Annotated in this window: 18 protein-coding genes and 1 pseudogene; 11 read left to right on the top strand and 8 right to left on the bottom strand. The window is 72.3% G+C overall.

Features of this window, described 5'->3' with window-relative positions; genetic code table 11:
• Nucleotides 1-433: pseudogene (locus ABFX54_RS29010) on the top strand (SWIM zinc finger family protein); the annotation flags it as partial.
• A 10-nt stretch (nucleotides 434-443) separates the two neighbouring features.
• Here ABFX54_RS29010 and ABFX54_RS29005 read toward each other — a convergent pair.
• Entirely contained in the window at nucleotides 444-1,082 is a 639-nt protein-coding gene (locus ABFX54_RS29005; protein ID WP_346109726.1) for an NAD(P)-dependent oxidoreductase, read from the bottom strand.
• Nucleotides 1,083-1,158: 76 nt separating this feature from the next.
• Nucleotides 1,159-1,971, bottom strand: a complete 813-nt coding sequence (locus ABFX54_RS29000; protein ID WP_346109725.1) for an SCO6745 family protein — start codon at nucleotides 1,969-1,971, stop codon at nucleotides 1,159-1,161.
• Between the two features lie 192 nt (nucleotides 1,972-2,163).
• Here ABFX54_RS29000 and ABFX54_RS28995 point away from each other — a divergent pair, with 192 nt between their 5' ends.
• A complete protein-coding gene (locus ABFX54_RS28995; protein WP_346109724.1) occupies nucleotides 2,164-3,516 on the top strand; it encodes an FAD-binding oxidoreductase in 1,353 nt (450 codons plus the stop codon).
• 35 nt (nucleotides 3,517-3,551) lie between these two features.
• On the opposite strand, the gene pdxR is transcribed toward ABFX54_RS28995, so the two are convergent.
• Nucleotides 3,552-4,988: a MocR-like pyridoxine biosynthesis transcription factor PdxR gene (pdxR, locus tag ABFX54_RS28990; protein WP_346109723.1), complete on the bottom strand. Its 1,437-nt coding sequence runs from the start codon at nucleotides 4,986-4,988 to the stop codon at nucleotides 3,552-3,554.
• 46 nt (nucleotides 4,989-5,034) lie between these two features.
• Nucleotides 5,035-5,442 (bottom strand): BlaI/MecI/CopY family transcriptional regulator, encoded by a 408-nt coding sequence (locus ABFX54_RS28985; RefSeq protein ID WP_346109722.1) that lies wholly within the window; start codon nucleotides 5,440-5,442, stop codon nucleotides 5,035-5,037.
• 108 nt (nucleotides 5,443-5,550) lie between these two features.
• Between ABFX54_RS28985 and efeU the strand changes: the two genes are divergently transcribed.
• The 3 genes from efeU to efeB are packed head-to-tail and all read left to right on the top strand — an operon-like array spanning nucleotide 5,551 to nucleotide 8,749.
• Nucleotides 5,551-6,378 (top strand): iron uptake transporter permease EfeU, encoded by an 828-nt coding sequence (gene efeU, locus ABFX54_RS28980; protein WP_346109721.1) that lies wholly within the window; start codon nucleotides 5,551-5,553, stop codon nucleotides 6,376-6,378.
• Between the two features lie 11 nt (nucleotides 6,379-6,389).
• The gene (gene efeO / locus ABFX54_RS28975; RefSeq protein ID WP_346109720.1) at nucleotides 6,390-7,526 is read left to right on the top strand and encodes an iron uptake system protein EfeO; all 1,137 of its coding nucleotides are present in this window, start codon (nucleotides 6,390-6,392) and stop codon (nucleotides 7,524-7,526) included.
• Complete coding sequence (efeB, locus tag ABFX54_RS28970) at nucleotides 7,523-8,749, top strand: iron uptake transporter deferrochelatase/peroxidase subunit (RefSeq protein ID WP_346109719.1); 1,227 nt, start codon at nucleotides 7,523-7,525, stop codon at nucleotides 8,747-8,749. The genes efeO and efeB overlap by 4 nt, the downstream gene beginning before the upstream one ends.
• A gap of 113 nt (nucleotides 8,750-8,862) precedes the next feature.
• Here the strand turns inward: efeB and ABFX54_RS28965 are convergent, their stop codons facing one another.
• Nucleotides 8,863-9,795, bottom strand: coding sequence for a M56 family metallopeptidase (locus ABFX54_RS28965; RefSeq protein ID WP_346109718.1), 933 nt, complete (start codon nucleotides 9,793-9,795; stop codon nucleotides 8,863-8,865).
• 262 nt (nucleotides 9,796-10,057) lie between these two features.
• Here ABFX54_RS28965 and ABFX54_RS28960 point away from each other — a divergent pair, with 262 nt between their 5' ends.
• Both ABFX54_RS28960 and ABFX54_RS28955 read left to right on the top strand, forming a co-directional pair.
• Nucleotides 10,058-10,804, top strand: coding sequence for an arsenate reductase/protein-tyrosine-phosphatase family protein (locus ABFX54_RS28960; protein WP_346109717.1), 747 nt, complete (start codon nucleotides 10,058-10,060; stop codon nucleotides 10,802-10,804).
• Nucleotides 10,801-11,190, top strand: a complete 390-nt coding sequence (locus tag ABFX54_RS28955) for a VOC family protein (protein ID WP_346109716.1) — start codon at nucleotides 10,801-10,803, stop codon at nucleotides 11,188-11,190. Before ABFX54_RS28960 ends, ABFX54_RS28955 begins: the two co-directional genes overlap by 4 nt.
• 34 nt (nucleotides 11,191-11,224) lie before the next feature.
• Here the strand turns inward: ABFX54_RS28955 and ABFX54_RS28950 are convergent, their stop codons facing one another.
• The gene (locus ABFX54_RS28950; RefSeq protein WP_346109715.1) at nucleotides 11,225-11,506 is read right to left on the bottom strand and encodes an RICIN domain-containing protein; all 282 of its coding nucleotides are present in this window, start codon (nucleotides 11,504-11,506) and stop codon (nucleotides 11,225-11,227) included.
• A 144-nt stretch (nucleotides 11,507-11,650) separates the two neighbouring features.
• Nucleotides 11,651-12,916, bottom strand: coding sequence for an MFS transporter (locus ABFX54_RS28945; RefSeq protein WP_346109714.1), 1,266 nt, complete (start codon nucleotides 12,914-12,916; stop codon nucleotides 11,651-11,653).
• A gap of 162 nt (nucleotides 12,917-13,078) precedes the next feature.
• Here ABFX54_RS28945 and ABFX54_RS28940 point away from each other — a divergent pair, with 162 nt between their 5' ends.
• The 3 genes from ABFX54_RS28940 to ABFX54_RS28930 all read left to right on the top strand — a co-directional run bounded on the left by ABFX54_RS28940 (nucleotide 13,079) and on the right by ABFX54_RS28930 (nucleotide 15,104).
• Nucleotides 13,079-13,531, top strand: a complete 453-nt coding sequence (locus tag ABFX54_RS28940) for a hypothetical protein (protein ID WP_346109713.1) — start codon at nucleotides 13,079-13,081, stop codon at nucleotides 13,529-13,531.
• A gap of 145 nt (nucleotides 13,532-13,676) precedes the next feature.
• The gene (locus tag ABFX54_RS28935) at nucleotides 13,677-14,411 is read left to right on the top strand and encodes a Clp protease N-terminal domain-containing protein (RefSeq protein ID WP_346109712.1); all 735 of its coding nucleotides are present in this window, start codon (nucleotides 13,677-13,679) and stop codon (nucleotides 14,409-14,411) included.
• 99 nt (nucleotides 14,412-14,510) lie between these two features.
• On the top strand, nucleotides 14,511-15,104 hold the full coding sequence (locus tag ABFX54_RS28930; protein ID WP_346109711.1) for an ATP-binding protein: 594 nt from the start codon (nucleotides 14,511-14,513) through the stop codon (nucleotides 15,102-15,104).
• 120 nt (nucleotides 15,105-15,224) lie between these two features.
• Here ABFX54_RS28930 and ABFX54_RS28925 read toward each other — a convergent pair whose 3' ends face one another.
• On the bottom strand, nucleotides 15,225-15,962 hold the full coding sequence (locus ABFX54_RS28925) for an SDR family oxidoreductase (RefSeq protein WP_346109710.1): 738 nt from the start codon (nucleotides 15,960-15,962) through the stop codon (nucleotides 15,225-15,227).
• Nucleotides 15,963-16,097: 135 nt separating this feature from the next.
• Here ABFX54_RS28925 and ABFX54_RS28920 point away from each other — a divergent pair, with 135 nt between their 5' ends.
• The gene (locus ABFX54_RS28920) at nucleotides 16,098-16,670 is read left to right on the top strand and encodes a TetR/AcrR family transcriptional regulator (protein WP_346109709.1); all 573 of its coding nucleotides are present in this window, start codon (nucleotides 16,098-16,100) and stop codon (nucleotides 16,668-16,670) included.
• Nucleotides 16,671-16,719 lie beyond the last annotated feature (49 nt).

Here is a 16,719-nt window from a genome sequence, read left to right as displayed (position 1 = left end):
CGTGGAGCTGGCCGCGCTGGCCGGGCTGCGCGCCTCCGCCGCCGCGCGGGCCCGCGAGCTGCTGCTGCGCGGGCGCCTGCCGGAGCTGAGCGAACACCAGGATCACGTCAGGCTGGCCGCCGAGCACGACCTCGGCGGGCCGTCGGAGGCCGCCGTGCGGGCCTGGAGGTCCGGCGGCGCGGACGGCCTGGAGTACCTCGAAACCGCCTGGACGCCGCCGCGCCGCGACGTGGCCAGGGCCCAGGCGCTGCTGGCGGCCGCCTGGGAGGGAGAGACCCCGCCGGAGGTGCGGATCTGGCGCAACCGCTGGACGCTCGGCTCCCTGCAACTGCGCTACGGCCGCGACGGCCGCTGGTACCCCTTCACGCTGCACGAAGGCGAATGGTGGCCGGCCGGGCCGCCCGAGCGCGACCCGGCGGCGCTCCTCTCCTGAGCGCGGCGGGTCAGGTGGCCACCGAGACGACGTGCCGCACCGAGGTGGCGTCGCCGATCAGCTCCAGCATGCAGGCGGCCAGGTCGGCGCGGGTGGTGTTCATGCCGCCCTTGAGGTTGCGGTCGACGGCCGTGCGGTAGGAGCCGGTGGGGCCGGCGTCGGTCAGGCGGGACGGGCGCACGATCGTCCAGTCCAGGTCGGCGGCCCGCAGCAGCCCTTCGGCCCGGGCCAGGTCGGCATACGAATGGCGGAACAGGCGTTGGACGATGAGCGGTTTGACCACGTACCGGACCAAAGGCCCGTCGTCGGGGCCGGTCACCATGCCCGAGGCGCTGACCATCAGCAGGCGGCGCGAGCCCGTGCGGCGCATGGCGGCCATGATGGAGGCGATGCCGGCGGAGTGCACGGTGGTGGGGCCGCGCTCGCGCGTGCCCATCGCGCTCAGCACGGCGTCGCGGTCCTTGACCGCCGGCACGACGGCGTCGGCGTCCATGACGTCGGCCTCCACGACGTCGAGGCGGTCACGCAGGTCGGCGGGGAGCCGGGAGGCGTCGCGGACGACCGCCGTCATCTCGTGGGCTTGCGCCAGCCCCTGACGCAGGAGCTCAAGACCGGTGCCGCCGGTCGCTCCGAAGACGGTGAGCCTCATGCCGGTCCGCTCCTTCTAGGGGGTCAGTAAGTGTCCACTCACCCACCATAGCGCCCAGCCGTGCCGCCCGCCCGCTCTAGAGCGCGGCGGCGATCGGTTCGAGTCCCGCGATCAGCTCGTCGAGGTCGTCCGCGCCGGGCACGTCGTACGCCGGCGCGGCCAGCTCGTCGGTGAGCGCCTCGATCCGCTCCTTGGTCTCCCGGCCGGCGTCGGTGAACCCGCCGGCGTCATCCACGAGACCGCGGCGGCGCAGCCCCTCGACGACGGCGGCCAGCCGCGCCTTGGGCAGGTGGTGGATCCGGCCGAACTCCTCCGCCCTCATCCCGAGGGCGAGAGCCATGAGGACGTGGGCCTCGGTGCCGCCGATGCCGTGGGCGACCAGCACGGCGTTGTGGCCGTCGCCCCGGTGCTCCCGCAGCAGCGTCGCCGCGTGCCACAGCCTGGCCAACGGCTCCTCGGGCACGTCGAGCTCGCGGAGCCCGGCGTACAGCGCCCGGCCCTCGGCCGGCGCGCTGAGCGCCGCCCGGGTGGCGAGGTCGGCGGCCCGCACCAGACCGGGGGCGCTGGCGGGCTCCCCGATCCGCTGCCGCAGCACGGCGGCGCTGCTCCGCTCGCGTACGGCGATCGCCTCCTGCGGGCTGATCTTCCCCCAGACCCAGGGGATGTGGCGCGCCACCTCGCCCTCGGTGAAGTTGTAGAAGACCGCGTGCACCACTCCGGCCGGCGCCCGGCCCAGCGGCGCGGCCCGGCCCGCGAAGTATCCGTCCCAGAAGTTACGCATGCCGAGCGCCATGAACGCCTCGTTCGCCGCCTCGGAGAAGGAGATGGTGCCGATCGGCTCCAGGAGCTCGAACATGCGGTGGATCTTGGCCTTGGGGTGCGGCAGCATCGGTCGGTCTCTCCCTCGGTCGTGACGCGCCCCTCGCGGGCGGCCCTTCACCCTGGCTACGAACGACGCGGGCCGGATCCGACAGCCGCGGCCGATGATTTTTCCGGCGGTTTCTTCACGCGTAAATTGGTCCTCGATCAGGTGGTCAGATCGGACCTTATCGAGGGTACCGATTCCTGCCAGTCTGAGGGCATGACAACAGCGACCTGCTTCGACGGCCAGGTGCTCACCCCTGGCGACGCCGGCTACGACGACGCCCGAACCGTCTGGAACGCCATGATCGACCGGCGGCCACGCATGATCGTCCGCGCGGCGGGCGTCGCCGACGTGGTCGCCGCCGTGCGGCTGGCCCGGGAGCTGGACCTGGAGATCGGCGTCCGCTGCGGCGGCCACAACGCCGCCGGCTTCGCGGTGCCCGACGGGGGTCTCATGATCGATCTGACGCCCATGGGCGGCGTGCTCGTCGACCCGGCCCGCCGCCGCGCCCGGGTGCAGGGCGGCGCGCTGCTCGGCGCGCTGGACCGGGCGTCCCAGCCCTACGGCCTGGCCACCACCGCCGGCAACGTCTCCCACACCGGCGTCGGCGGGCTCACGCTCGGCGGCGGCATGGGCTGGCTGGCCCGCCAGCACGGCCTGGCCTGCGACAACGTCGTCTCCTACACGATGGTCACCGCCGAGGGCGACGTGGTGACCGCCAGCCGTACCGACAACCCCGACCTGTTCTGGGGCCTGCGCGGCGGTGGCGGCAACTTCGGCGTCGTCACCGAGTTCGAGTTCGAGTTGCATCACACCGGCACGCGGACGCTGGTCGCCGAGTTCGACTTCCGCGCCGAGGACGCCGTCCCGGTGATCGAGGGCTGGCGCGATCTGAACGCCGCCGCGCCCCGGCAGGCGACGTTCACCGCCGGCGTCTCCGGCACCCCCTCCGGCCCTATCGCCACGGTGGGGTTCGTGTGGGTGGGCGACCCGGACGACGGCCGCCGGCTGCTGCCCGCGATGCGGGCGCTCGGGCGGCCCGTCGCCTCCCGCGTCACCACGCCGTCGTACCTCGAACTGCAGCAGCGTGAGGACTCCACCGGCGGGCACGCCTACCGCCGCTACTCCAAGGCGCACTACCTGCGTAGTTTCCCCACCGCGGCCATCGAGGCGTTCCTGCTGCGCGGGGCCTGCGATCTGAGCGCCGGCCTGGACCTGCCGGGGGTCGGTCTGCAGGCGCACGGGGGCGCGATCGCCGAGGTGCCGGAGGAGGACGCGGCGTTCAGCCACCGCGACACGATGTTCGAGTTCGGGGCCGGCTCCCGGTGGAGCGACCAGGCGGAGGACGACGTCAGGATGGGAGCCGCCCGTGCCGCCGGGGCCGCGCTGGAACCGTATGCCAGCGGGATCTACGTCAACTCCCTGACGGCCGACGAACTGGCCGACGGGCAGCGGGGGGTGCGGCGGGCGTACTCGGCCGCGAAGCTGGCCCGGCTGACCGCGGTGAAGACGGCGTACGACCCGGCGAACGTGTTCCACCTGAACCAGAACATCCGTCCCGCCCAGTGATCGGCGCAGGGGTCAAGCCCGGTGACGGGGCCGCGTCAGGAGTCTCGTACCTCCCTGATGGCCGTCGCGAGCAGCGCGACCCCCTCGGCGATGGCGCTCTCGCCGAGGATGGCGTAACCGAAGATCAGGCCACCGGGCCCGGCGGGGGTGACCCGGAACGGCCCGACGCCCTGGATGCCGAGCCCGTGCCGGGCGGCGGCGGCCACCACCGCCGCCTCGTCCAGGTCGGGCGGGAGCCAGGCGACCACGTGCTGCCCGGCGGCGATGCCGGCCGGCCGCAGCTCCGCCAGCCGGGTGCGCAGCGCGTCCAGCAGCGCGTCACGGCGGCGCCGGTACACCGGACGCATCCGGCGCAGGTGACGGTCGAACTCGCCGCGGCCGAGGAAGTCGGCGAACGTCAGCTGGTCGATGACCGCCGATCCCCGGTCGGCGAGCAGCTTCGCCGAGGCGACGTCGGCGACCAGGTGGGCGGGCAGCACCAGCCAGCCGAGCCGCAGCCCCGGCGCGAGCGTCTTACTGGCCGTGCCGCAGTAGACGACGTGATCGGGGGCCAGGCCCTGCATGGCGCCCACCGGAGACCGGTCGTAGCGGTACTCCGCGTCGTAGTCGTCCTCGATCACGATCGCGTCGCGGCGCCTGGCCCAGCGGATCACCTCGGCCCTGGCCGCCGCCGAGAGCACGCCGCCGGTCGGCCACTGGTGCGACGGCGTGAGGATCAGCGCGTCGGCGTCGGCCTGGCTGAGGGCGTCGATCCGGACGCCTTCCTGGCCCACCGGGATGCCGATCACGTCTAGTCCCGCGGCCTCGGCCAGCGGCCGGGCGTCGTCGGCGGAGGAGGGGTCCTCCACGGCGATCCGCCTGGCGCCGCGCCGCGCGAGCACCTGGATCAGCAGCGAGATGCCCTGCGCGTAGCCGTTGCAGACGACCGTGTGGCCGGGCACGGCCTGGGTGCCGCGCACCCGGTTGAGGTAGTCGCACAGGGCCTGGCGCAGCTCCGGCACGCCCCGCCCGTCGAGGTAGGCGAACCGGTCGTTGGGCGTGGTGGTGAGCACGCTGCGGACCGAGCGCAGCCAGGCGGCCCGGGGGAACTGCGACACGTCGGTGCGTCCGTACCCGAAGTCGACCCTGAAGCCGGGGCCGTCCGCGGCCGGCCGTGTGCCGGAAGCCGCGGGGGCCGTGTCGGCGGCCGGCGGGATCGGCGCGGCGACCTGGGTGTAACCGCCCGACCGGCTGGTCAGGTAGCCCTCGGCCACGAGCTGCTGGTACGCCTCCACGATCACCCCGCGGGAGACCCCGAGCCCGGCGGCGAGGGTGCGGGTAGGCGGCAGCGAGGCGCCGGCGCGCAACCGGCCGGCCCGGACGCTCGCCCGGATGGACGCCTCGATCTGCCGGTGCAATGGCACTCCGGCGTCGCGGTCGAGTTCGATGAGCAGGTCCTCGGCCGGTCCGGAACTGGTCCTCGATCGCCCCACGGATCGGACCCTATCGGCGGGTACCAATTCCTGCCACCCGAGCGACCTACGGCGTTTCACCCGGCTCGTCGGCCAGCAACCGGCGCAGGAGCTCCTCGTCGCCCGGATGCAGCTCGTTCACGAACCTCCGCAGCACGGTCGCACGGTCGTCCTCGGCGTCGAGCAGGGCGCTCATCCGCTGTGCGACCAGCCCGGCGGCGTCCGTGAGCGCGCCGTAGCGGTAGGCGCGCCCCTCCCTGCGGCGGGTGACCGCCTTCCTTCTGTGCAGGCGGACCAGCGTGGTGACGACGGCGCTGTAGGACAGCCCGCCCTCGGGGGCGAGGAGATCGCGGACCTGACCGGAGGTGAGCGAGCGCCCCGCGTCGCGCAGGGTGGCGAGGATCGCCGCCTCCAGCTCGCCGGGCCGGCGGCGCCGGCCGTGATCAGGAGAGCCACCGGCCGGATCTTCCTTCATCGCGCCCACCCTACCGGGCCGCCTGGCTAGTTAGGTGAGCCTATGTTAACTTCTACAAGCGTGTAGCAGGGCGGCGTGTCGGTCCCGCTCGCTCGAAGCATTGGAGCAATGGTGTTCGCCAGCTTTCTCATCGGCCTGCGCGAAGGACTGGAGGCGGCCCTGGTCGTCTCGGTGCTGGTCGCTTTCCTGGTCAAGAGCGACCGCTCGGACCGGTTGCCGCACGTCTGGACCGGCGTGCTGGCCGCCGTGGCGCTCTCTGTCGGTTTCGGGGCGTTCCTGACCTTCACCGCCGCCAGTCTCGGCCACACCGGGCAGGAGCTCTTCGACGCGATCACCTCGCTGCTGGCCGTCGTCTTCGTCACCTGGATGATCTTCTGGATGCGGCGGGCCGCCCGCGCGCTCTCCGGCGAACTGCGCGGCAAGCTCGCCGGCGCGCTGGAGCTCGGGCCGGCGGCCGTCGTCGTCATGGCCTTCCTGGCCGTGGCGCGCGAAGGGCTGGAGACCGCCCTGCTCTTCTTCGCCTCGGTGCAGGGCGCGACCACCTCGGCCCAGCCGCTCATCGGCATCAGCCTCGGCCTGCTCGCCGCGGTGGCGCTCGGCTACGGCCTCTACCAGTCCGCCGTCCGCATCAACCTCACCAGGTTCTTCACCTGGACCGGCCTGCTGCTCATCCTGGTCGCGGCGGGCATCTTCAAGTACGGCGTGCACGACCTGCAAGAGGCGAACCTCCTGCCCGGCCTCAGCACCTATGCCTTCGACCTCAGCGCCGTCCTGCCCGCCGACTCCTGGTACGGCGCCCTGCTGGCCGGAATGCTCAACATCACCCCGCAGCCCAGCGTCGCCGAGACCGTCGCCTGGGCCGTCTACCTGCTCCCCACGCTCTTCCTCTTCCTGCGTCCCTCGCGCACCCAGCCTTCCCCCGCGCCCGCGGTCTGAACAGGAGCACCATGTCCGTCACCATCCGTCTCACCACCGGCGCGCTCGCCCTGGGCACGCTGACCGCGCTGAGTGCCTGCGCGGCGGAGGCCCCCGCTCCGGGCACGGCGCCGAAGCCGGGCAAGGTCGCCGTGGCCGCGAGCGACACCGAGTGCAAGGTCGCCGTCTCGGAGGTCCCCGCGGGCACCAGCACGTTCGCGATCACGAACGGCGGCAGCAAGGTGACCGAGTTCTACGTCTACGCCGCGGGCGACCGGGTGCTGGCCGAGGTGGAGAACATCGTCCCCGGGCTGACCCGCGAGCTGATCGCCGAGCTGCCGGCCGGGACGTACGAGACGGCGTGCAAACCCGGCATGATCGGCAAGGGCATCCGTAACCCGCTGAAGGTGAGTGGCGAGCACAAACCGCTCACCGCCGACGCCAAGCTCGCCGAGGCCACCAGAAGCTACCAGCGCTACGTCAAGGCGCAGAGTGACACGCTGCTGGTCAAGACGCAGGAGTTCGTGGACGCGGTCAAGGCGGGCGACATCGGCAAGGCCAAGGAGCTCTTCCCTGTCTCGCGTACGTACTGGGAGCGCATCGAGCCGGTGGCGGAGATCTTCGGCGACCTCGACCCGGCCATCGACGCCCGCGAGGCGGACCTGGCCGACGGCGAGGAGTGGACCGGCTTCCACAAGATCGAGAAGGATCTGTGGGTCACCGAGGACGTCAGCGAGGACGGGCCCGTCGCCGACAAGCTCATCGCCGATGTCAAGACCATCGTGACCAAGGCCAACGCCGCCGAGCTGACCCCGCTCAACCTGGCCAACGGCGCCAAGGAACTGCTCGACGAGGTGGCCACCGGGAAGATCACCGGCGAGGAGGACACCTGGTCGCACACCGACCTGTGGGACTTCGACGCCAACCTCCAGGGCTCCAAGGCCGCGGTGCAGGCGCTGCGCCCGGTGCTGGAGGAGCGGGCGCCCGACCTGGTCGAGACCCTGGACGAGAAGTTCGCCGCCGCCGAGGCCGAGCTGGGCGAGCACCGCAAGGGCGACGGCTGGCGGCTGCACGACGAGCTGTCGAAGTCCGAGCTGAAGAGCCTGTCCGATGTGATCAACGCGCTGGCCGAGCCGATCAGCAAGATCGCACCGATCGTGGCGCGATGAACGGACGGCTGAGTCGCAGGAAGGTCTTCGGCCTCGGCGCGGCCGGGGTCGCGGCAGCGGGCGCCGGCGTGATCGCCTCCCGCTCGCTCGTCGAGGAGCCGGTGGCCGCGGACGGCGGCACCGCCGCCCCCTTCCCCTTCTACGGCGAGCACCAGGCGGGCATCGTCACCCCCGCCCAGGATCGGCTGCACTTCGTCGCCTTCGACGTCGTCACCGACAAGCGGGCCGAGCTGGTGGACCTGCTGCAGGAGTGGACGGCCGCGGCCGCCCGGCTCACCCAGGGCAGGGAGGCCGGCGCCTTGGGCGCGGTCGGCGGCTCGCCCGAGGCCGCGCCCGACGACACCGGTGAGGCGCTCGGCCTGCCCGCCTCGGGGCTGACGCTGACGATCGGGTTCGGCCCGTCCCTGTTCGACCGCCGCTTCGGGCTGGCCGAAAGGCGCCCCGCGGCCCTGGCCGACCTGCCGAAGTTCCCCGGCGAGCAGCTGGTGCCGGAGATCTCGGGAGGCGACCTGTGCGTGCAGGCGTGCGCGCACGATCCGCAGGTCGCCGTGCACGCCATCCGCAACCTGACCAGGATCGGCTTCGGCAAGGTGTCGGTGCGCTGGTCGCAGCTCGGCTTCGGCCGCACGTCCTCCACCTCGCGCGCCCAGGTGACCCCGCGCAACCTGATGGGCTTCAAGGACGGCACCAACAACATGAAGCTGGAGGACGCGGCCCTGCTGCGCGATCAGCTCTGGGCCAGGGCGGAGGACGGCGCCGGCTGGATGACGGGCGGCAGCTACCTGGTGACCAGGAAGATCCGCATGATCGTCGAGACGTGGGATCGCACCTCGCTGCGCGAGCAGGAGGAGATCTTCGGCCGCAGCAAGGGCGAGGGCGCGCCGGTGGGCAGGAAGAACGAGTTCGACCCGGTCGACCTGGCGGCCATGCGGCCCGACGCCCACGTACGGCTGGCGCACCCCAGCAGCCACGGCGGCGCACACCTGCTGCGGCGCGGCTACAACTACGTAGACGGCTCCGACGGGCTCGGCCGGCTGGACGCGGGGCTCTTCTTCATCGCCTACCAGCGTGATCCGCGGACGCAGTTCGTACCGGTCCAGATGGGGCTGGCCAGAGCCGATCGTCTCAACGAGTACATCAAGCACGTGTCGAGCGGCGTGTTCGCCTGCCCGCCCGGTGTCAGGGACGCCGGGGATTATTGGGGGCGCGCCCTGTTCTCGTGAAGGGGGCCTGACCATGCGGCCCGCCGGAGCGAGGCGACGGCGACATGAGCAGATCGTCCTCGGACGCCGCCTGAGCGCAGGACGCCGTCGCCTCAGTGCAGGGGATCGTGGGTTCAGTGCAGGGCATCGTGGGCGAGAACGAGCAGTTCGACCAGATCGTAGAGCGCCTCTCCGGTCCAGATCAGCGAACTCACCGCCAGCACCGCCGGAATGACGGCCGGCCACGCCCGGCCGCCGGCGTTCTGGTGGCCGAGCAGCGCGGCGACCCTGCGCGGTATCGCGCCAGGGCGCCTCGGCCTGGCGAACGACGCGAACCGGACGTCCTGCAGCGGCGGCCGGCCATGCGCGGCGAGCGCCACCGTCCCGATAGCCCCGGCCACGACCGTGCGATCGCCGACCACCGCCGCCGCCTGCTCGTCGGCGGCACGTTCGCTCAGGTAGCCGACCCGGCCGGAGACCCACCACAGCGCCGGTTGGACCGCGCCGGCCAGGTCGCTCAGCAGCACCAGCAGGGGATGGCCCTGAGCGAGATGCGCCCGCTCATGGGCGAGCAGCGCCTCGTACTGCCGGTCGGTGAGGATCTTCCTCATCCCGGTCGTGACCACGACCTGGCCGGGCCTGCCCGGCACGGCGAACGCGTCCACCGCCGAGCTCCGTACCATGACCACCCCGTCGTGTGCTTCGGCCGCGGCCAGCCCCGCCGCCCAGGCACGCCCGCCACCATGCCGCCGCACCACCCGGCCCGCGGCCACCGCCGCCCATACCAGCAGGACCACGCACAACCACGGAACCCAGCGCACCTGCTCCGTATCGGCGATCACCGTCTGGTAGGACCACCCGAAATATCCGGCGATCACGGGAATCTCCGCCGCGGCTACAACGGCGAACGCCGCCACGTTGAGCACGCTCGCCAGCGCGGTCCCGGCCGCCGACCAGGCCAGCACCCTGGCCGCGCGCGCTGGGGGCAGCCGGTCGGCGAGCAGCGCGATGACCACGACCAACGCCACCGGAACCGCCACGACGGACCAGACGAAATGATCAAACAAGGCCGCACTCCAGAAGATAGGTAACCCTAACCTAATGTCGGAGCGGACCGGAAGAAAGGGCAGGCGGCGTCGGTCAGGCCCTTCGCGACGGGTCGCCCACGTCGAAGGGGGTGTAGACGTGGGCGTCGGACGCCGCGTTCCGGCCCATCGCGGCGGATGCCCTTGTCAAGCGGGGCGCAGACGTGGTTGTCGCGGGTGTCAGCCAGGACCATGCGTGGCCCGAGCCTTATGCATCAAAATGGTTTGATGTATCGTCACCTACATGGCGAGTTCGCCCCCGTCCTTCGTGCAGCTGGCCGCCCATCCGATCCGATGGCGGTTGCTGACCGAGCTGGCCACCGGCGACCACCGGGTCCGTGAGCTGGTCGACCTGGTCGCGCAGCCGCAGAACCTGGTCTCCTACCACCTGCGGCAGCTGCGCGGCGCCGGGCTGGTCACCACCCGCCGCAGCAGCTTCGACGCCCGCGACAGCTACTATCACCTCGACCTGGAACGTTGCGCCCAGGCGCTGGCCGAGACCGGCGCCCTCCTGCACCCCGCGCTCCGCCTCGCCCCGGCCCCGCCCTCCCCCGCGCCGGCATCCGGCCGTCCGCCCGTCGTGCTGTTCACCTGCACCGGCAACAGCGCCCGCTCCCCGATCGCCGAGGCCCTGCTGCGCCATCACACCGCCGGCCGCGTCGAGACGGCCAGCGCGGGCAGCCATCCCCGGGCGCGATTGCATCCGGAGGCCGTACGTGTCCTGCGCGAGCGCCACGGCATCGACGTGAGCGGCCGGCGGCCCCGGCATTTGGACACCCTGAGCAGCCGCCGCTTCGACTACGTGATCAGCCTGTGCGACAAGGTCCGCGAGGTCTGCCCCGGCTTCGGGCCCCGTTCCCGGAAGGTGCACTGGAGCATCCCCGACCCCGCCGGCGGTGATCAGCTCGCGTTCGACCGCGTCGCGGCGGAGATCGACAGCCGCGTCCGCCACCTGCTGCCCGTCCTCATGTCCCAGGAGGTCCTGCCATGACCGCACCCGCCCCCGAACAACTCGCCGGCGTCCGCTACCTCGTGGACGACGTGGCGGCCGCAGTCGGCTTCTACACCGAGCACCTGGGCTTCACCGTGCGCCTCGACGCCGCGCCGGCCTTCGCCGACGTCGTACGCGGGCCGCTGCGGCTGCTGCTGTCAGGACCGGCCAGCTCCGGCGCCCGCGCCACCCCCGCGGACCTCGCCGCCGGGCACAACCGCATCCACCTCATCGTCGCCGACCTCGACGCCGAGATCACCCGCCTGCGTGCCGCCGGCGTGTCGTCGTTCGTCAGCGAGGTGGTCGCCGGCCCCGGCGGACGCCAGATCCTGCTCACCGACCCCGCGGGCAACCTCGTCGAACTCTTCCAGCCCGCCCATGCCTGATCCCGGCCGGATCATCGGAGGATCCCGCTGATGGTCAGCGCTGTCTCCACTGCTGCTGAGCACCCCTGTGGCAGTTCCACCGCAGGAGTTTGGCGTTGTTGCCCTCGCCCTTGGCCGAGCCGGCCTGGTTGACCTCCAGGCACTTGCCGCTGCGCTCGTTCTGTACCTGTACGTAGCTGATCACGGTGAGTCCCGGCCCCTCGATCGTGCCGGTCTCCTCCGGATCGTCGGCTGCCGCTGCGGCAGCCGAGGCGCCGGACAGGGCGAGCGCGGCGGCGGCCAGGACCAGGACGCGTCGTACGGCGATGTCGGCCATGAGGACCTCGTTCGAATCGATCGAGCAGGGCGTGGATGGCGCCTGCGATCACAGGGGCGCGCGACCGGCCTCGATTCCAGGGACGTCAAGCCCCTGTGGCCGGGAAGCCGACGCGGGCGGTCTGGGACCTGAGTCCCAGGACTGTCATGCCGAGCTCTCCGGCACCCCGGCCCCGGCCGGTTGACGCTCTTGCGGCAGCCGGCGTTCGAGACGCGGCATGAGGACCGCGCCCAGCGTCGCGAGCAGGCCGACGACGAGCCAGGGAAGCTGGTGGTGCCGGCTGAAGAGCAGGCCGAACAGGCCGGGCGCGACGATGTTCGCGATGGCGAAGGAGTATTGGAAGGCCGCCAGGTACGTGCCCCGCGACCCGGCCGGCGCCGCGTCGGCCGCCAGCGCGTTCGTCGCGGGCCCGGAGATCATCTCCGCGGCGGTGTAGACCACCACCACCACCACGAGGTAGGGCACCAGTGCCTGCGCCGGCAGCAGCACGGCCGCCGCCGACAAGGCGCACCACAGCGCCCACAACGCGCCGGCCCAGGTCAGGGCGCGGGCACGGGTGCCGTGGCGGCGGACGAACCGGGTGAGGGACGCCGTGCAGGTGGCGAGCAGCAGCGTGTTCATGGCCAGGAGGGGGCCGGGCACCCAGTCGGGGCCGGACAAGCCCTGGACGACGTAGACGGGCAGCGACAGGGCGAGGAACGTGCTGCACAGGGCGAAGATCGTGCACGTTCCGATCAGCGCGAGGTAGGGCCGGTCACGCAGCAGCGCCCGGTGCCCGGAGGGGCCGTCGGCCGGCGGCCGGGTGTGCGGGAGCGCCGGCACCGCGAGCACGACCAGCAGCGCGGCGGCCAGGAACGCCAGCGCGCTGCCCAGGATCAGCCCGTCGTAGACGCCCGTGGAGTCGAAGGCGAGCAGCGCACTGGCCAGCAGCGCCCCGCCGCCGGCGCCCGCCTCCCTGATCATCCCCGTGCGCGCGTACCAGTGATCCTTCGCCTCCCCCGCGCCGGTGTGGTCGGCGTGGTCGGCGATGAGCGTGAAGATCGAGGACCAGTAGACCCGCGACCCCGCCATCGTCACCAGGACGGCCACCACCAGCGAGCCCGCCCCGGAGACCGTCAGGTAGAGCAGGAAGCCGGCCCCTTGCAGCGCCTGGCCGCCGGCGACCACCAGCCGCGGCCCGAACCGATCGGCCAGCCGTCCGACGACGATCGGCACCGGCAGCGTCAGCGCCGTGGTCGCGCTGACCAGCAGGCCGATGGTGGCCAGGTCCAGGTCGGTGACCTTGAGGAAGTACAGCAGGGACAGCGGGAGATACAGGCCCGCGCCCACGGAGTCGACCGCCACCGCCGTCAGCAGCGGCCACCGCCTCCGGCGCCTCCGCTCGTCCTCGTCTTCCGCCGCCCGCGCCACGCGATGCACCGCCCTGGTCCCGTCCGATGATGAGCCCTATTGCCTAGCACGAGCGGTCCGGAATTCTCACCTGGGTTTTCGCGCCTGATCCCCCATGAGAGGGAGCCGTCCTCCCCGCCGCGGGGAGGCGACGCCCCGCCCGCGCTTCCTACGCTCGGGTCCATGAGCGATCCAGATCGTCCGCGGCGCTGGCCGGCGTACCTGATGGCGGCCCTGTTCCTCGGCTACGCCGCCGGGAAGGCCGCCTTCGCCGCGCAGGCCCGGCTCGGGTTCCCGGGCGGACCGCCCGTGTCAGCCGCCGAGACCGCCGGCTACTTCCTCGACGCGGCCACCGCACAGTGGCTCGCGGCCGCGACCGGCGTACTGGGCGCGTGCGTCGCCGTGGCCACGGTCACGCCCGCCGGCCGCAGAGCACCGAGGGCGTTGATGCTGCTCGTCCTGGCCGGGATGGGGCTGGCGGTCGCGGGCGGGGGCGGCATCATGGTCGTGGACGGCTTCGTCGGCATCGGCGTGGGCTGGCGGTGGTACCACGGGGTTCTCGGCGCCGCCGCGATCGTCCTGTCCCTGGAGATGATCAGGTCGTACGTGAAGGCGACGAGACGTGTCCCGGCATGAGGCCGCCGGCTCCCGCACTACGACGACAGCTCCCGTTCGGCGAGGAATTCGTCCAGGAGCGCGAAGAACTGAGGCGATGGCCGGATGACCGTTAGCCGTCAACCCATGGTTGACGTTTGAGGTGCGTCAACCTATCGTTGACGGCATGCAGAGCAACGTACGTCTCGACGACCTCATCATCACGATCAAGGACCGCCACCCCGACGGCGACCCCCTCGGCGAGCTGTCCGACGCCGTCACCCTGGCCGAGCACATCGGCGAGGTCGCCGACCACCTCATCGGCCACTTCGTCGATCAGGCCAGGCGCTCCGGCGCCTCGTGGACCGACATCGGCCGCAGCATGGGGGTCAGCAAGCAGGCCGTGCAGAAGCGCTTCGTGCCCAAGAGCAGCGGCAACGCCAGTTCCCTTCAGGACGACCTGCGCACCTTCTCCCGCTTCACCGACAAGGCACGCAGCGTCCTCGTCAAGGCACAGGAGGAGGCCCGCACCGGCGGCCACGCCCACATCGAGGTCGGGCACCTGGTGCTGGGCCTGCTGCGCGAGCCCGAAGGGCTGGCCGCCACGACCATGGTGGCGCTGGGCGCCTCTTCGGACGCGGTCAGGGACGCCGTCACGGCCGACCTCGGCCCCGGCGACGGGCGGCCCGACCAGCCGGCACCGTTCACCGCGCAGGGCAGAAAGGCCCTCGAACTGGCCGCCCGCGAGGCCCTGCGCCTCGAACACGACTTCGTCGGCACCGAACACCTCCTGCTCGGCATCCTGTCGCTGGACGACGCGCCGGTGGTGCGCACGCTGGCCGGGCTCGGCGTCGCCAAGCAGCCCGCGGAGGCGGAGATCGTGCCCGCGGTCGAACGGATCCTGCGCTCGAAGAACGCGTGAAGGTCGAGGATCCGCTCCAAGAGCATCCAGAGCCGGCCGGCGAGCTGCGCGACCTGGTGACCGAGCTGCAGGGGCCGGGCTCCCCGAGAAGTCGATGACGTGGGTGCAGAACAACATCGCCCGCGACCACGGCAGGCTCTTCGCCGCGCAGGGGGGCAACGTCATCATCCACGGCGACATCGACGACCCGGCTCGGAGAACGACCCGCTCTTCCAGCAGACGGTCCAGGCCGAGGCCGGCTTCGCGTACGGCGTCATCGGAGCGGACCTGCACGTCTTCCAGGACGCGGGTCCCGTCTACACGCTGATCGAGCGGGCGGGACCACTGGCCGTGGACGCCGCCTGGCTGCTCGAACAGCCCAGCAGGCTGCTCGACGCCCGCTACGAGGTCGTCGCCTTCGACGGGCGCGAAGCTGAACTCGCCGACCTGACCTCGTGGCTGGAGGGGCCGCAGCTGGCGGCGCGCTGGTTGCACGGCCCGGGCGGCCAGGGCAAGACCCGCCTGGTGTCCGCGTTCGCCCACCTGGTGGCTGAGCGCGGCTGGAAGGTCGTGACCGCCGCCCACCGTGCCGTCCCCTCCCCCGGGAGCCAGGACCTTCACGACTGCTTCTGCGAACGGTACGGCCTGGCCGTACCGGATACGGTTGCCCCGCCTCGCCTCGCCTCGACGGCCCCGGATCCGACCTCGTGCTGACCCTGCGCATGGCCGCCCTGGCCGCCGTCGACGCACGCACCAGAGGCGTCAGCCCACGTCTCTGGCCGGCGACGTGAGGGGGGCCGGTGGGAGCGCGGCGGGCGGCGGTGCCCGCGATCGTCAGGCTTGGGCGGTCGGTCGGACGACGATCTCGCTGATGTCGACGCCCGCCGGCTGCTCGATCGCGAAGCCGATCGCCGACGCGATGGCCGACGGCGGGATGGCGATCTCGTCGCGCTGCCGGATCATCGCCGCGGCCGTCTCAGGGGCCGCTCCCTTGCCGACGCCCTCCGTGTTGGTGAAGCCGGGTGAGACGAGGGTGACGCGCAGGTCGGGCCCCGACTCCTGGCGAAGCGCCTCGGTCAGCACCTTGACCGCCGCCTTGGTGGCCGCGTAGACGCCCTGGGGCGATTTCACGACGTACGCCGCGGTCGAGGCGACGTTGACGAACTGGCCCGAGCGCTGCCGCCGGAAGACGGGCAGGGCCGCGCCGATGCCGTTCAGCAGGCCCGTGACGTGGGTCGCGACCATCGCGTCCCAGTCGTCCTGGCGCAGGTCGTCGAAGGGTGAGACCGCCATCGTGCCGGCGTTGGAGACCAGGACGTCGAGCCGGCCGTACCGGTCGACCGCCGTGTCCGTGAGCAGCCGCAGATCCTCGCGGCGCGTCACGTCGACGACCTCCCCGACGGCCGCGCCGCCCTGGGCGACGATCTGGTCCACCACTTCGCGCAGCCGGTCCTTCCTGCGCGCGCCGAGCACCAGCCGGGCGCCTCTCTCCGCGAGGTACGTCGCCGTGGCCGCGCCGATGCCGCTGCTGGCGCCCGTGATCGCCACCACTTTTCCCGCGATGCCTGTCATGATCAGCAGTCCTTCCGAAGGTATGTGCGCAGGCCGGCCGATGACCTACAGTGGAAGTGGAGGCGCCACCACTTATTGGCAGCGTAAGTGGGCACGCCTCCGTTTAGCAAACGGAGAGGGGACGACGGGCCGCCGATGAGCCAGAACGCAGCGCGCCCGTTGCGGGCCGACGCGCGCCGCAACCGAGACAAGATCATCACGGCCGCGGCAGGCGTCTTCGCCGAGCAGGGACTGGACGCCCACCTGGAACGCATCGCCAAGGAGGCGGGCGTGGGCACCGCCACCCTCTATCGCAACTTCCCCACCCGGGAGGCGCTGATCGAGGCGGTCTACCGCAACGAGGTGGCCCAGCTCTGCGACGCCGTACCGGATCTGCTCGCGGCGCATCCGCCCTACGAAGCCCTGCGCGCCTGGACGCGGCTCTTCCTCGACTACGTGACCGCCAAGCTCGGCATGGCCGACGCCCTGCGCGCCATCGCGGCCACGGGCGAGAGCCCCTACGGGCACAGCCGGGAGATGATCGAGGACGCCATCACCGCCCTGATGGACGCCTGCCTGGCCGCCGACCTGATCCGTACCGACATCAGCCCGGCGGACCTGGGCGCCGCCCTGGCCGGCATCGCCCTCGGCTCGGCCGCGCCCGAGCAGCGGGAACAGGCCGAACGCCTGCTCGATCTCACCCTGGACGGCCTCAGGGTTCGCTCGTGACACCACTTCCGCCGCGGGGCACGCGAGGGCGTCCCCGCGCCGCCGGGCG

This window comes from Nonomuraea maheshkhaliensis (genome assembly GCF_039529435.1).
In the GTDB taxonomy this organism is placed as follows: Bacteria; Actinomycetota; Actinomycetes; order Streptosporangiales; family Streptosporangiaceae; genus Nonomuraea; species Nonomuraea maheshkhaliensis.
Note: the sequence above shows the minus strand (reverse complement) of the source record. Positions and strands in the feature narration are given on the sequence as shown.

Coding starts and splice junctions, on each gene's coding strand:
- efeO (WP_346109720.1), top strand. CDS start 6,390: ATGTCCGTCACCATCCGTCTCACCACCGGCGCGCTCGCCCTGGGCACG.
- ABFX54_RS29000 (WP_346109725.1), bottom strand. CDS start 1,971: ATGCTGCCGCACCCCAAGGCCAAGATCCACCGCATGTTCGAGCTCCTG.
- ABFX54_RS28955 (WP_346109716.1), top strand. CDS start 10,801: ATGACCGCACCCGCCCCCGAACAACTCGCCGGCGTCCGCTACCTCGTG.
- ABFX54_RS28995 (WP_346109724.1), top strand. CDS start 2,164: ATGACAACAGCGACCTGCTTCGACGGCCAGGTGCTCACCCCTGGCGAC.
- ABFX54_RS28950 (WP_346109715.1), bottom strand. CDS start 11,506: ATGGCCGACATCGCCGTACGACGCGTCCTGGTCCTGGCCGCCGCCGCG.
- ABFX54_RS29005 (WP_346109726.1), bottom strand. CDS start 1,082: ATGAGGCTCACCGTCTTCGGAGCGACCGGCGGCACCGGTCTTGAGCTC.
- ABFX54_RS28935 (WP_346109712.1), top strand. CDS start 13,677: ATGCAGAGCAACGTACGTCTCGACGACCTCATCATCACGATCAAGGAC.
- ABFX54_RS28940 (WP_346109713.1), top strand. CDS start 13,079: ATGAGCGATCCAGATCGTCCGCGGCGCTGGCCGGCGTACCTGATGGCG.
- ABFX54_RS28925 (WP_346109710.1), bottom strand. CDS start 15,962: ATGACAGGCATCGCGGGAAAAGTGGTGGCGATCACGGGCGCCAGCAGC.
- efeU (WP_346109721.1), top strand. CDS start 5,551: ATGGTGTTCGCCAGCTTTCTCATCGGCCTGCGCGAAGGACTGGAGGCG.
- ABFX54_RS28985 (WP_346109722.1), bottom strand. CDS start 5,442: ATGAAGGAAGATCCGGCCGGTGGCTCTCCTGATCACGGCCGGCGCCGC.
- efeB (WP_346109719.1), top strand. CDS start 7,523: ATGAACGGACGGCTGAGTCGCAGGAAGGTCTTCGGCCTCGGCGCGGCC.
- ABFX54_RS28920 (WP_346109709.1), top strand. CDS start 16,098: ATGAGCCAGAACGCAGCGCGCCCGTTGCGGGCCGACGCGCGCCGCAAC.
- ABFX54_RS28960 (WP_346109717.1), top strand. CDS start 10,058: ATGGCGAGTTCGCCCCCGTCCTTCGTGCAGCTGGCCGCCCATCCGATC.